The organism is Candidatus Kinetoplastibacterium oncopeltii TCC290E (assembly GCF_000340865.1).
In the GTDB taxonomy this organism is placed as follows: Bacteria; Pseudomonadota; Gammaproteobacteria; order Burkholderiales; family Burkholderiaceae_B; genus Kinetoplastidibacterium; species Kinetoplastidibacterium stringomonadis.
Genome location: NC_020299.1, coordinates 591,758 through 606,204 on the forward strand (window position 1 = coordinate 591,758; position 14,447 = coordinate 606,204).

Sequence of the window (14,447 nt, forward strand, 5' to 3'; positions counted from 1 at the left end):
AAACTTAACTACTAATTAATAAAATTTAAATAAATGACTACTATTGAAAATAACATGTCATCGCAAAATTTTTTGCGTAGAATCATAGAAGAAGATATTAATTCAGGAAAACTAGATAAAAGGCTATGGTCAGGAATACCTGGACCAAGTAATCTACAAAAAAATATCAAAAAAATTGACTTTGCATCAATTAGGACAAGATTTCCTCCTGAGCCTAATGGATATTTACACATAGGACATGCAAAAAGTATATGTATAAATTTTGGATTAGCTGAACAGTATAATGGATCTTGTCATTTAAGATTTGATGATACCAATCCTGATAAAGAAGATAAAGAATATGTAGAATCAATAATTGAAGCAGTTAATTGGCTAGGTTTTAAATGGATAAATAATAGTCAAAATAATCTATATTTTGCAAGCGATTACTTCAATTACATGTATGAATTTGCAGAAGAACTAATAAAAAATGACTATGCTTACATTGATGAACAAAATGAAGATGAAATTAAGCATAATAGAGGAACATTAACTAATCCAGGTATCGAATCTCCTTGGCGTAACAGACCTTCAGAGGAATCTTTAATATTATTTAGAAGAATGAAGAATCAAGAATATCCAAATGGTAGTCTTGTATTACGTGCAAAAATAGATATGAAATCACCAAATGTAAATATGCGTGATCCTATTATGTATAGGATACGTCACTCCTCTCATCATCGAACAGGTTCTAAATGGTGTATTTACCCAATGTATAGTTGGGCACATCCTGTCGAAGATGCATTGGAAGGTATTACTCACAGTATATGCACATTAGAATTTGAAGACCAAAGATCTTTATATGATTGGTTTTTAGAAAAATTAAAAAAAATAGGAATTTTTTCAGATCCTCTTCCTCATCAATATGAATTTGCAAGATTAAATTTAAGCTATGTAGTTACTAGCAAGAGAAAATTATTAACTCTTGTAAAAGGAGGATATGTTGATGGGTGGGATGACCCGAGATTACCAACAATATTTGGCCTACGCAGAAGAGGCTATACTCCTAGATCTATAAGACTATTTTGTGAGAGAATATCTGTATCTAAGTCGGATTCTTTAATTGATTATAGCATTCTAGAACAAGCGTTGAGAGATGATCTTGACATAGCAGCAACTAGAGCTATAGCAATCTTAAATCCTTTAAAACTAATAATAACAAACTATCCGATAAATTATTCAGAAATTTGTCATGCTCCTATAAATCATCATGATAAAAACCTTGGATATCGTAATTTTTCTTTTCAAAGAGAATTGTGGATAGACAAGTATGATTTTCAGGAGGATCCTCAAAAAAATTATTTTCGATTATTTCCTGGAAATCTAGTTCGTCTAAAATATGGCTATATTGTTAGATGTACCGGTTGTAGAAAAGATAGTAAAGGAAATATTATAGAAGTACATGCGGAATATTTACCAGATACGAAAAGTGGAACTGATGGATCAAATAGAATTAAAGTTAAAGGCAATATAACATGGTTATCTTCAACAGATGCTCAATCTGTAACTATAAATCTATATGAGCATCTATTCACTAAGCCTATTCTAGATAGCGATGAAAATAATTTTATTGATTACATAAATCCAAATTCTAAAAAAACTATTACAGCACTATTGGAACCAAATACAATAAATCGTGATATCAAAACATGGCAATTTGAAAGACTTGGTTACTTCATTATGGATAAAGATAGTACAGATGAAAATATAGTAATTAATCGTATTGTTACCTTGAAAGATTCTTACATAAAAAATTAAATGATAACAAAACCATCTAAAATAGATTGTAAAAGTGCTAATATCATAGCAACCAAGCTGATATTACAGGATAGTGATGACGATTTGTATATGTCTACAAAGAATTATTTAGAAAATTCTGGAAATTTTTTTGAAAATGAATACATTATTATCGATGTTAGTATGTTAACAAAAACAGTAAATTGGAATCAACTGATAGACGTACTGAAAATATATAATATTAATATAATCGGAATATTCGCAAACGGAGATAATTTACTTTCAGCTTTAGATATAGGATTGATAAATTTATCATCTAGTAGAAAAGATTTAAATCATATAAATAACTCTCTTTATGATAAAAAAATAGAAAATAGTCAATTTGAACCTTTATTGATAGATAAGCCATTAAGATCAGGACAGAAAATATATGCTAATAAAACTGATCTAATTGTAATTGGAATGGTAAGTCCTGGAGCAGAGATAATAGCAGATGGTAATATTCATGTTTATGGACCTTTGCGAGGCAAAGCAATAGCTGGAGCCAATGGAAATACTGATTCTCGTATATTTACTACACAGTTTGATGCCGAACTGTTAGCTATAGCTGGGAGATATAAAATCTTTGATAACAACTTAAATGGTGATATGTATAACAAAAAACTATTTGCCGAACTATGCAATGAGAAAATTTCAATTCGTTTACTGTAAAAACTAGAGAATATTTTATCTACTTATACTGTAGACTGTTGTATCATGATAGCATTAACATTTAATAAGGATATAAAGGTCGTGACACGTATCGTTGTTGTAACTTCTGGTAAAGGTGGCGTTGGCAAAACCACTAGTAGTGCTAGTTTCTCTGCTGGTTTAGCTATGCGAGGTCACAAGACTGTAGTAATAGACTTTGACGTTGGATTGCGCAATCTTGATCTAATTATGGGCTGTGAAAGAAGAGTTGTATATGATTTTATCAATGTAGTACAAGAAGAAGCAAATTTAAATCAGGCATTAATAAAAGATAAAAAAGTCGAGAACCTTTTTATTTTACCAGCTTCTCAAACTCGTGATAAAGATGCACTGACTAAAAATGGGGTTGAGCTAGTACTCAAAAATCTTAGTAAAATGGGATTCGAGTATATTGTATGCGATTCGCCAGCTGGCATTGAAACAGGTGCTTTAATGGCAGCTTATTTTGCTGATGATGCGATAGTAGTTACAAATCCTGAAATATCTTCTGTTAGAGACTCAGATAGAATATTAGGAATTTTATCATCAAAATCTAAAAGAGCTATTAATGGTGAAGACCCTATTAAAGAATATTTACTAATTACAAGATATAATCCTAAACGAGTGTTGACTGGAGAAATGCTCTCCATATCAGATATTGAAGATATACTAAGAATAAATCTTATTGGAGTAATACCAGAATCTGAATCTGTGCTACATGCATCAAATCAAGGGTTACCTGCTATTCATATGAAAGATACTAATGTATCTATAGCTTATGAAGATTTAGTTTCTCGTTATTTAGGCAAAGAAGTTGCTATGAAATTTACAGAGCAAGAAAAACCTAGCCTATTTAAAAGATTATTCGGAGGCAGATAAAATGTCATTTTTATCGTTCCTACTTGGAGAAAAAAAGAAATCAGCTGTTGTTGCAAAAGAAAGATTACAGATAATACTTGCACATGAACGCTCAACAAAGGGTTCACCAGATTATTTGCCTAAACTACAGCAAGAATTAATTGCAGTTTTATCTAAGTACGTAAATATAGATCTTGATGATATTAAAGTTAACGTGGAAAGACACGGTTCACTTGATGTTTTAGAAGTAAAGATAGAAATGCAAAAGAAAGAAGTTTCTTGAATAAATAAACCAATACGCCTAGTAAAGGTGTATTGGTCTGTTTTATCTTAGCGATTTGTATTTCAACCTTTTAGGTTTTATGTTCTTGTTCTTAGATTTTTTGTAACTTTCATATTCATTATAATTTCCATTGAAAAATACCACTTCAGAATCACCTTCAAATGATATAATATGAGTCGCTATTCTGTCTAAAAACCATCTGTCATGACTAATTACAAAAATAACTCCTGGAAATTCTAACAAAGCATCCTCTAAAGCTCTAATTGTTTCAACATCAAGATCATTTGAAGGTTCATCTAAGAGCAAAACGTTACCACCTGAAAGTAAAGTTTTAGCCAAATGTAAACGTCCACGTTCTCCCCCAGATAAATCACTAACTAACTTGCTTTGATCTGTTCCCTTTAAATTAAAGCGACTTAGATATGCCCTTGAGGACATAGAAAATTTACCAATGTTTATTATATCAGCTCCATCGGAAATATTTTCAAAAACAGATATGCCGTTGATTAGAGAATCTCTTGATTGATCAACAAAAGATATTTTTACTGTTTTGCCTACTATAATTTTTCCTTTGCTTGGAGTCTCTGAGCCAATAATCATACGAAATAAAGTAGATTTACCTGCTCCATTAGCACCAATTATACCTATTATAGCACCTGGAGGAATTTTAAAACTTAAATCATCTATTAATAATCTATCCTCATAAGCTTTGCTAACACCATCAAAATCAATTACATCATTACCCAACCTATCGCATATTGGAATAAATATTTCCTGCGTTTCATTTCTTTTTTGGTATTCATACGAAGCTAATTCTTCATAACGATTCAATCGTGCTTTAGCCTTAGATTGCCGACCTTTAGGATTTTGATTTATCCAATCTAATTCCTTTTTTATTGTACGTTGACGAGCACTTTCTGTACCCTCTTCAACCTTCAAACGAACTTCTTTTTGAAGCAGCCAAGAACTATAGTTACCTTTCCATGGTATACCGTAACCTCTATCCAGCTCTAGTATCCATTCAGCAACATTATCCAAAAAATATCGATCATGAGTTACGGCAACAACTGTGCCTTTAAAATCATGTAAAAAATGTTCTAGCCATTCAACACTTTCCGCATCTAGATGATTTGTAGGCTCATCTAATAGCAGAATATCTGGTTTAGATAATAACATTCTGCATAAAGCAACTCTTCTTTTTTCTCCACCTGACAAATTTTCAATCTTTGCATCCCAAGATGGAATTCTCAAAGCATCAGCTGCTACTTCCATTTGTAATTCAGAATCATCAAACCCGCTGGTAGATGAAGCAGATATAATAGCTTCTAGCTCAGCTTGTTCAGAAGCTAGTTTTTCAAAATCAGCATCTACTTCAGCATAAGCGGCATAAATGGCTTCTAAACGCTTTTTTGCACGTAAAATATCACTCATTCCTAGCTCAACAGCTTCTCTAACTGTTAATTTATCATCTATCAATGGCTCTTGAGAGAGATATCCTATCTTTAGTCCTGGCATAGCAAAAGCTTCTCCCTCGATCTCTTTGTCAACACCTGCCATTATTCTTAATAATGTTGACTTTCCAGATCCATTTAGACCAAGAACACCAATCTTAGCTCCTGGGAAAAAAGAAAGAGAGATATTTCTCAGAATATACTTATTCACAGGAACAATCTTGCTTACACGGTTCATGGTATATACGTATTTTGCCATAGCTATTTATGAACACTCTTAAAAAAAGATTAAATAATAAATCATTGATTAACATTAATAAATTAAAGCATACTAACGCGGACATATGCTTTAAGAAGAAGATGAATGAACTTTTAGAGTTTTAACAAAAATTAACAATAACAAAACAAATAACTAGCTGTTAGACAAATGATAAAAATATAAAACCCTAAGTAAACATCATTCTAGAACACATATTTATTGCTAAGAACGTTTAACTTTTTCTAGCATTTTAAAAACGTTCTTTGGTAAATCTGCAAATAACCTTTTATAAGCTTTACCTAAACAACGACGCTCAAGAGTATTGCGTCTTACACGTTTACGTTCTGCCATAATAAACTCCTTAAATAAAAAATTTAAATAATGATATTACATTATAACCTGTTTACAACAAAAACTCTTGAAAAATCATTTGAAAATATAAACAGTGATATCGTGATTATATAATTTATTTTAATACAAATAACAATGAATCATGAAATCTAATATAAAGATTACTGGTGCTAAACAAAACAATCTGAAGAATTTAAGCCTAAATATTGGAGCTGAAGATTTTATAATAGTTACCGGAGTATCTGGTTCCGGAAAAAGTTCTCTTGTGTTTGATACTATATATGCGGAGGGACAGCGTAGATACATAGAAACCTTTTCTACATATGCAAGACAATTTCTAGATCAAATGGATAAGCCTGATGTTACTAGTATAAGTGGAATCTTGCCAGCAATAGCAATATATCAAAAAAATCATATAAAAAATTCACGCAGTACTGTGGGCTCACTTACAGAAATTAATGAATATCTAAAAATATTATTTGCTAATAATTCTAATTTATTCTGTGAAAATTGTAATCAGTTAGTGAGGAAACATACACCAGATTCCATATTGAAAGACTTAAATGAAAAAATTAAAGTAAATAAAAATAACAAACTGAAAATAACATTCCCAATAATTTTATTACCAAATATAAGGGAAGATATACTTGAATCTCTTTCAAAAAAAGGGTACCTAGATATATATAAAGAGAATTTCCTCAACAATAATAAAACTGATATCCAGACGATTTTTGTAATACAAGATAGGATAAATTTATCAAAAGAAAATCAGAATCGTTGCTATGAAGCAATAGAAACTGCTATGTTTATGGGTAATGGTGAAGTTGTTATATATTATTGCTGCGATCATGAATCTAATGAAATTACATTACGTTACAATAGCAATTTGAAATGCAACAATTGCAACTTAGTATACGATGATATTTCCACAAGTAACTTTTCTTTCAATTCACCACTGGGTGCTTGTGATAAATGTAGCGGTTTTGGCGATATTTTAGAGATTGATATTGACCGTATAATACCAGATGATAGCAAAACCTTAATGGAAGGAGCAATAAAACCCTGGCAATCTAATACCTTTAAATTATGCCAACATGATCTTGAGAATTACGCAAATATAGCCTCTATACCTTTAAAAACACCATGGAAAGATTTATCAAAAAATCAACAAGATTGGGTAATATATGGCGACTGCGAATACTCTTCAGATAAATGGTATGGAATAAAAAGATTCTTCTCTAATATAGAGAAAAAATCTTACAAAATGTATATAAGAGTTCTATTATCAAAATATAGAAAATATTTAATATGCCCCAAATGCAATGGAAGAAAATTTAACAATAAATCATTACTATGGCGTATTGGAAGCACAGAAGATCAACTGAAAAATAATCATCATACTATTAAATCTATTGATCAAAAGAACACTGATACAGTAAATATAAGCGATGTATTGCTAATGTCAGTGAATGATGCATTAGAGTTATTTAATAAATTCAAAAAAAATCGAGTTTTCATTAAATCTGATAATCAGACAGTTCAAGAAATAGAAATCAGGTTAGATTTTTTAAAAAATATTGGCCTTGATTATCTAACACTAGATCGTAAGGGTAAAACTCTATCTGGCGGAGAAGCCCAAAGAATAAATTTGACTACTGCATTAGGCTCGTCATTGATAAACACAATGTTTGTTCTTGATGAACCTTCTAATGGGCTACATTATAAAGATATAAGTAAAGTATTGGAGTCTATAAAGAAACTTAATGATTATGGAAATTGTCTAATAGTTATAGAACATAATTTGCAATTAATATTATCTGCAGATAGGGTAATAGAACTAGGACCAGGGTCAGGCATAAACGGAGGAAACATCATATTCGATGGATCTCCTTGCGAATTATATAAAGCTGACACAATAACATCAAAGTATGCAAATAATAAACTGAAATTTGAAAAGCAATACAATGCTGAGCCTATTAATTTTAACGATAATGTTTTGTTAATAGCAAAAGCTCATGCAAATAACTTAAAAGACATTTCAATAAAAATTCCACTTAATAAATTAGTATGTATTACAGGAGTATCTGGATCAGGCAAAACAACACTTCTTAGAGAAATCATATACAATGGATTGCATAATAAAAAACACTCTGAACTAGAATTATTAAATAGAAAACTATTCGAAAAAATAGACGGATATGACGGTGATGTAACATTAATTGATAATTCACCTATTATAAGAAGCACGAGATCTAATATAGCTAGTTATATTAATATATTCAAAATAATCAGAGTACTTTTTTCTAAAGCTCCATTGTCTATAAAAAGAAAATATTCTTCTAATACATTTAGTTTCAATAGTGGACATGGAAGATGTCCCACCTGTAATGGCAGTGGTTTAGAATTTGTAGAAATGCATTTCTTACCAGACATATATTTATGTTGTAAGGACTGTGAAGGCAAGCGTTTTAGAAAAGAAATATTGGAAGTTTTTATAGAATTAAATAATAAAAGAGCATCAATAGATCAAATACTTGATATGACTGTTAATGAATCTATTGTTTTCTTTAGCACTATTCCTGAAATAATTAATAAACTATCTCTGCTTGTTGATATAGGGCTAGATTATCTAAAATTAGGTCAAACATTAGCAGAAATGTCTAATGGAGAATTAAGAAGAATAAAATTGATATGTAATGTTATAAACATATTACATAATAACTCTCGAAAACAAAATAGTCATATGCTATTAATAGATGAGCCTACATTAGGTTTACATGTAAATGAAATATATAATCTAATAGAATTTTTACATAAACTTATAGATACAGGGCATTCTATAATATTGATAGAACATAACTTAGAAGTTATAAGGACATCGGACTGGGTTATAGATTTAGGACCAGAAGGTGGTGATAAAGGAGGATATGTTGTAGCTGAAGATTATCCAGAATCACTAATGAGAAATAATTTATCTTATACTGGAAAAGCACTAAGTTACAGTACTAATAAAATAAATACTTGTAAAAAACATTATTCACAAAAAGTTAAAGATAACTTGATAAATGAAAGATATATAGAAATATATAATGCTGAAGAGAATAATCTACAAAATATAGATATAAAAATACCTTTAAATCAATTTACTGTCATTACAGGAGTTTCTGGATCAGGAAAATCTACACTTGCCTTTGATATTTTGTTTAATGAAGGACAAAGGAGATATCTATTAACACTGAACTCTTATGCTAAATCAATCATTCAGTCATCAAAAAGAGCCAAAGTAGGTAAAATAATTAACCTTCCGCCTACTATAGCTATAAAACAACATAAAGAACTAGGGAACTATAAATCAACAGTATCAAATATATCAGAAATACATAACTTTCTAAGAATAATATATGCAAAACTAGGTGAACAGCATTGCCCTATATGCAACACTATTATTAAAACACATACCGTTGATCAGATCATAGCCAAAATACTCAGAGATTACCATAATTTGAATATAATAATATTCTCTCCTATAAACATAAAAAATAATAATTTTAGAAATTATATAGAAAAAGAAGATTATAAGTTTTTGTTTGTGAAAAATAAATCTATCACTCAAGAAGAATTATTATTAATGTCTAGCATCGATAATATTGTTATAGATAAACTAATAGGAAATATCTTAATACAAAATAATCAGGAGGAAAAACTTCGAAAATTAGTAAATTATGCTATAGATACTAGTAATGGTTTTATAAAAATTTTATTAATAGATGATACAAAAACTCATATAATTGACGGCAAATACATATCAAAAATATTATCCCAAAAATTAATTTCTGAAAAATTGTATAACATAAAACCATCATGTGTTAATTGCAATATAGTGTTGCCCAAATTAGAACCGCTACTATTTTCTCATAACTCTAAAATTGGACACTGTCTTGTTTGCAAAGGAACAGGAATACACAATACTGTCAAAAATAAAAAAAATCAATATTCTTCAGAAGATATATTATCGTGTAATAAATGTAATGGCAAAAGACTTAATGAAGAAGCACTTTCAGTGTACTGGCATGGATACAATATAGCAGAAATTCTATCTATGTCAGTTAATGATGTTATTAATTTTTTTAGAAAAATCAAAATTAAAGATAGGGAAAATTTAATTGCTAAAAATATTTTAAAAGAAATTTGCAGCAAATTATATTTTATGAAAGAAGTAGGCCTAGGTTATTTGGAGCTAGATAGGCCAGAACCAACTTTATCTGGGGGAGAATCACAAAGAGTACATTTAGCAGCACAACTAGGATCTGATACACAAGGAGCCTGTTATGTTTTAGATGAACCAACAATTGGATTGCATCCTGTAGATAATAAAAAGTTGATAAATTCACTTTTATCTTTAAAAAATAAAGGAAATACAATAGTAGTAGTTGAACACGATTCTGATATGATAAAGGAGTCATCACATATAATTGACATGGGTCCTGGCGCAGGTCTCAAAGGTGGAAAAATTGTAGCGCAAGGAAGCTTAAGTGAAGTATTAGCATCAAAAGATTCAGTAACAGCTAGATTTTTAAAAAAAGAAAGAACAGGCAATTATTATAAAAAAAGAATAATAAATAGTAAAACAAAATTTATACAAATAAAAAATGCAAATCTACATAACATTAATAGTGTTAATGCTCAATTTCCATTAAGCTGCTTAAATGTTGTGACTGGTGTATCTGGATCTGGGAAATCTACACTAATACAAGAGATCTTATTTAAAAATATACATCGTGTACTTAAAGACATTAATAATAAGCATTATACTAATTGTGAATGCATAGAAGGTATATGCAACATCAATAATATAGTATCAATAGATCAAAACCCTATAGGTAAAACACCAAGATCATGCCCAGCAACTTATATTGGTTTTTGGGACGAAATTCGTAAAAAATTTGCAAATACTACAGCTGCAAAAATAAAGGGATGGGATCATTCAAGATTTTCATTTAACTCAAAAGAAGGAAGATGTAAAGAATGTAATGGCCTTGGTACTAAAATAATAGAAATGAATTTTATGCCTGATGTTAAAATCATATGTGAATGCTGCAATGGATTAAGATTTAACAAAGAAACATTAATGATTGAATTTCTCGACAAGAATATAGGAGAAACATTAATGATGGAAGTAGATCAAGCTATGGCACATTTTATAAATTTTCCGTTAATATATAGACCTCTAAAATTTTTACATGATATAGGACTAGGTTATCTTTCTATTGGTCAATCATCTTCCACATTATCTGGTGGCGAATCTCAAAGAATTAAAATTGTATCAGAGCTTATAAAAAATGATATTTTAATAAGCAAAGATCGTAAAAACATACAACAACATACAATATATGTTATGGATGAACCAACTACTGGGTTATCTATGTCTGATGTTGATCATCTTGTTACAATGCTACAAAAGCTAATAAACTCTGGCAACTCTATCATTGCTATAGAACATAATCTAGAATTTATAGCAAATGCTGATTGGATAGTTGATATTGGACCAAATGGAGGATCGTGTGGAGGCAATGTAGTATTTCAAGGAACTTTCAAATCACTATCAGAAAAATCTAGTGAATTAACATTAACACAAGAAGCTGTACAGAATTTCCTAAAATAGAACAGATATAAATTATATAATTTTATTGTTCTAATATATTTTTCAAAGCAATGTTAGCTCCGATAAAACCCATTGATGCCGTTACTGTAACAACGGATCCATAGCCAGAACATGATAAGTTATGTGTAAATTCTTCTCTGCATTCAACTAAAGGAGTTATTGTCTGTTGATTAAACCATATAGCCGTAATACCCATAACAGGTATAGATTTTTTATTATTTTCATTGATTACATGTTTAGGAAAAAGATATCTTCGTCTAAGAATGTTTCTCATTTTAGATAAAATTGGATCATGTGTTGCTACTGAAATATCACCATACAATAACTTTGAAGCATCAGTTTTTCCCCCTGCACTACCGCAAACAACTAAAGGTAATTTATTTTTTATTGAATATAATGATAACTCTATCTTAGCATCAATCTTATCAATGCAATCAATAATTGAATTACATTTTGTATTTATTACATTATTAATATTTTCATGAGATAAGAAATCTTCTATAATATCAACATTACAATTTGGGTTTATTTCTGCAATCCTATCTGCCATTACTTCAACTTTCGACTTGCCTATTGTCGAACTTAAGGAATGTATTTGTCTATTTATGTTTGACTCAGCAATATTATCTAGATCAACCAATGTTAAAGAACCCACACCTGATCTTGCCAAAGCTTCTGCTGCCCAAGATCCTACACCACCCACACCAACAATAATCACGTGTGATTCTTGTAGTTTTCGATAATTAACATAACCATACAGTTTAATTATGCCACTAAATCTTCTTTCTATTTTTGCACTATTCATAATAATTTTTGCGATTAATAAAAAAACTTCCAGAAATAATATCAAAATTAAATATCTAAAGAAAAATTGTATTTTCAATAATTATTGTTAGACTTTTCTAGAAAACGCTATAATTATTACACAAATTGTTATCTTGCTATAGAATCATTTCTTTGTGCTTAAAATGGATAAAGCAATCACATGTTAATATCAAACATACGACAAGAATATAAAAAAGGCAATCTTACAGAAAAAGAACTAAAATCATCACCTTTCGATCAATTTGAACTATGGTTTAACGATGTAATGATAGAAAAAATACCAGATCCTAATGCTATGGTTCTAAGTACGGTTAATGTTGCAGGAGAACCGTCATCAAGAATAGTTTTATTAAAAGATTTTGACAGTCATGGTTTTGTATTTTTCACAAATTACAATTCTCGCAAAGGTAATGACTTGGAATATAATGCAAAAGCATGTCTATTGTTTTTTTGGCAAACATTAGAGCGTCAGGTACGGATAGAGGGAATTGTCAGAAAAATAGATTCCAAAGAATCTGATTTGTATTATGAAAGCAGACCTCTGGAATCTCGAATAGGAGCATGGGCCTCGATACAAAGCAAGATAATGAATGATAGAAAAGACTTAGAAAATAATGTCAATTTTTATAGAGAAAAATTTGGCAATAACCCCATGAGGCCTAAACACTGGGGAGGATACATACTAAAACCTAAATCACTAGAATTTTGGCAAGGCAGATCATCGCGTTTACATGATAGAATTATTTATAATAAAGATTGCGAGAACAAATGGAAAATACAAAGATTATATCCATAAAAGCAACATGCACATTCAACAAAAGTGTGAATGTATGGAACCAGAAATGCAAATTCAACAAAAAGAATTTAGAAAACTATTAGGTAACTTTGTTACTGGAGTAACAATTATAACTACACATGGTTTTATGAATAAACCATGTGGATTAACTGTTAATTCTTTTAATTCTCTATCATTAGATCCACCTTTAATTCTTTGGAGTTTGTCTCTTAAGTCCACAAGTAAAAATATTTTTCTAAATTGTAGCAACTATGTAATACATATTCTTTCTAGTGAACAAATAGAAATAGCAAATTCTTTTGCCAAGAAAAATTCACAATGTAGATTTGATAATATAAGGACAAAATTTTCTCCAAGCGGTACTACAATGTTAGATATAGAATATAAAGCCTGGATAGATTGTAAAAATTACAGACAATATATAGAAGGAGATCATTTAATAATGATAGGAAAAATCCAATATTACAACTATTCTAATGCAGAACCTTTGGTATTTTATAACGGTGACTTTTATGAAAAACTTTCACATATTTAGATATTCAAAAAATTTTTAAAATGTACACAATAAAACTTAAAAATTTAAATAACACTGTAATTTTAGCTAAATCTATAGAAGAATCGATACATGAAGAAAAAATGTCAGATGGCAAAGTTATTTATTTATATGGCGATCTTGGGGTTGGGAAAACTACTTTTGTAAGATATTTTTTGAAAAATTTTGGTGTGATTGAAAATATTAAAAGCCCCAGTTTTTCTATAATGGAACAATATAATAACAATGAAATTAAGTTTTATCACTTTGATTTTTATAGATTTAATCATCAATCAGAATTGCTAAGCATAGGATTCGAAGAATTAGAAAATAAAAATAATATTATGTTGATCGAATGGCCAGAAAAAGCAATAGACTTTTTACCTAAGCCTGATTTAGAAATATTGATATCATTCTCAAATATAGAGACTGACGTGGAACGTTGTGCTACTTTGTCTACACAAAAGAATAAAGAAAGGAAATGGTTAACAAATATAATCAACACTTACAAAAAAATGTTAAATCATATATAAAAACCCTTTTAAATAAAAATTTATTAATAATAATACTTATATTTCACATATCTAATTTTTCTATTGCTTCTGAAATTTTAGATGTTAGTATTCGGCATTCAAATGAGCATACCAAGATAATATTAGAATCTAATGAAGTACTTAATTTCGATAGCTTCTTTCTATATAATCCAAAACGTTTAGTCCTAGACGTAAAAAACATTACTAATCTGTTAAATTTTAATAATTTATTAAAATTTTATGAATATAATGACTTTTATATAAAAAATATTCGTTTAGCAAAAAAATCTTCTAATACCATAAGAATAGTGTTCGACTTAAAACAATCAATTGATCATAAAATATTTTCATTAGAACCAATACATTCTTAAAGATATAGGACAGTAATATAC

12 protein-coding genes are annotated in these 14,447 nt (G+C 29.4%); 9 read left to right on the forward strand and 3 right to left on the reverse strand.

Going from position 1 to position 14,447, the window contains the following annotated elements:
• The first annotated feature begins 33 nt into the window (after positions 1–33).
• The 4 genes from CONE_RS02720 to minE all read left to right on the forward strand — a co-directional run bounded on the left by CONE_RS02720 (position 34) and on the right by minE (position 3,646).
• A complete protein-coding gene (locus CONE_RS02720) occupies positions 34–1,797 on the forward strand; it encodes a glutamine--tRNA ligase/YqeY domain fusion protein (RefSeq protein ID WP_015397214.1) in 1,764 nt (587 codons plus the stop codon).
• Positions 1,798–2,487, forward strand: coding sequence for a septum site-determining protein MinC (minC, locus tag CONE_RS02725; protein ID WP_015397215.1), 690 nt, complete (start codon positions 1,798–1,800; stop codon positions 2,485–2,487). It abuts the gene before it with no gap.
• A gap of 81 nt (positions 2,488–2,568) precedes the next feature.
• On the forward strand, positions 2,569–3,384 hold the full coding sequence (gene minD / locus CONE_RS02730; protein ID WP_041862208.1) for a septum site-determining protein MinD: 816 nt from the start codon (positions 2,569–2,571) through the stop codon (positions 3,382–3,384).
• Position 3,385: 1 nt separating this feature from the next.
• Positions 3,386–3,646: a cell division topological specificity factor MinE gene (gene minE / locus CONE_RS02735; RefSeq protein ID WP_015397217.1), complete on the forward strand. Its 261-nt coding sequence runs from the start codon at positions 3,386–3,388 to the stop codon at positions 3,644–3,646.
• 42 nt (positions 3,647–3,688) lie between these two features.
• Here the strand turns inward: minE and ettA are convergent, their stop codons facing one another.
• Entirely contained in the window at positions 3,689–5,356 is a 1,668-nt protein-coding gene (gene ettA / locus CONE_RS02740; RefSeq protein WP_041862209.1) for an energy-dependent translational throttle protein EttA, read from the reverse strand.
• Positions 5,357–5,578: 222 nt separating this feature from the next.
• Positions 5,579–5,707: a hypothetical protein gene (locus CONE_RS03835; RefSeq protein ID WP_015389734.1), complete on the reverse strand. Its 129-nt coding sequence runs from the start codon at positions 5,705–5,707 to the stop codon at positions 5,579–5,581.
• A 142-nt stretch (positions 5,708–5,849) separates the two neighbouring features.
• Here CONE_RS03835 and uvrA point away from each other — a divergent pair, with 142 nt between their 5' ends.
• A complete protein-coding gene (gene uvrA, locus CONE_RS02745; RefSeq protein ID WP_015397219.1) occupies positions 5,850–11,369 on the forward strand; it encodes an excinuclease ABC subunit UvrA in 5,520 nt (1,839 codons plus the stop codon).
• Positions 11,370–11,391: 22 nt separating this feature from the next.
• Here uvrA and CONE_RS02750 read toward each other — a convergent pair whose 3' ends face one another.
• Positions 11,392–12,174 carry a tRNA threonylcarbamoyladenosine dehydratase gene (locus tag CONE_RS02750; protein WP_015397220.1) on the reverse strand — a complete coding sequence of 261 codons (783 nt, stop codon included), beginning with the start codon at positions 12,172–12,174 and terminating at the stop codon, positions 11,392–11,394.
• Positions 12,175–12,354: 180 nt separating this feature from the next.
• Between CONE_RS02750 and pdxH the strand changes: the two genes are divergently transcribed.
• From pdxH to CONE_RS03855, 4 genes are read left to right on the forward strand one after another with little or no spacing between them, the layout of a single operon-like run.
• Positions 12,355–12,990: a pyridoxamine 5'-phosphate oxidase gene (pdxH, locus tag CONE_RS02755; RefSeq protein ID WP_015397221.1), complete on the forward strand. Its 636-nt coding sequence runs from the start codon at positions 12,355–12,357 to the stop codon at positions 12,988–12,990.
• A 46-nt stretch (positions 12,991–13,036) separates the two neighbouring features.
• Positions 13,037–13,525, forward strand: a complete 489-nt coding sequence (locus tag CONE_RS02760; protein WP_235043353.1) for a flavin reductase family protein — start codon at positions 13,037–13,039, stop codon at positions 13,523–13,525.
• Positions 13,526–13,545: 20 nt separating this feature from the next.
• Entirely contained in the window at positions 13,546–14,055 is a 510-nt protein-coding gene (tsaE, locus tag CONE_RS02765) for a tRNA (adenosine(37)-N6)-threonylcarbamoyltransferase complex ATPase subunit type 1 TsaE (protein ID WP_015397223.1), read from the forward strand.
• The gene (locus tag CONE_RS03855; protein WP_051033137.1) at positions 14,004–14,426 is read left to right on the forward strand and encodes an AMIN domain-containing protein; all 423 of its coding nucleotides are present in this window, start codon (positions 14,004–14,006) and stop codon (positions 14,424–14,426) included. The genes tsaE and CONE_RS03855 overlap by 52 nt, the downstream gene beginning before the upstream one ends.
• Positions 14,427–14,447: the final 21 nt, after the last annotated feature.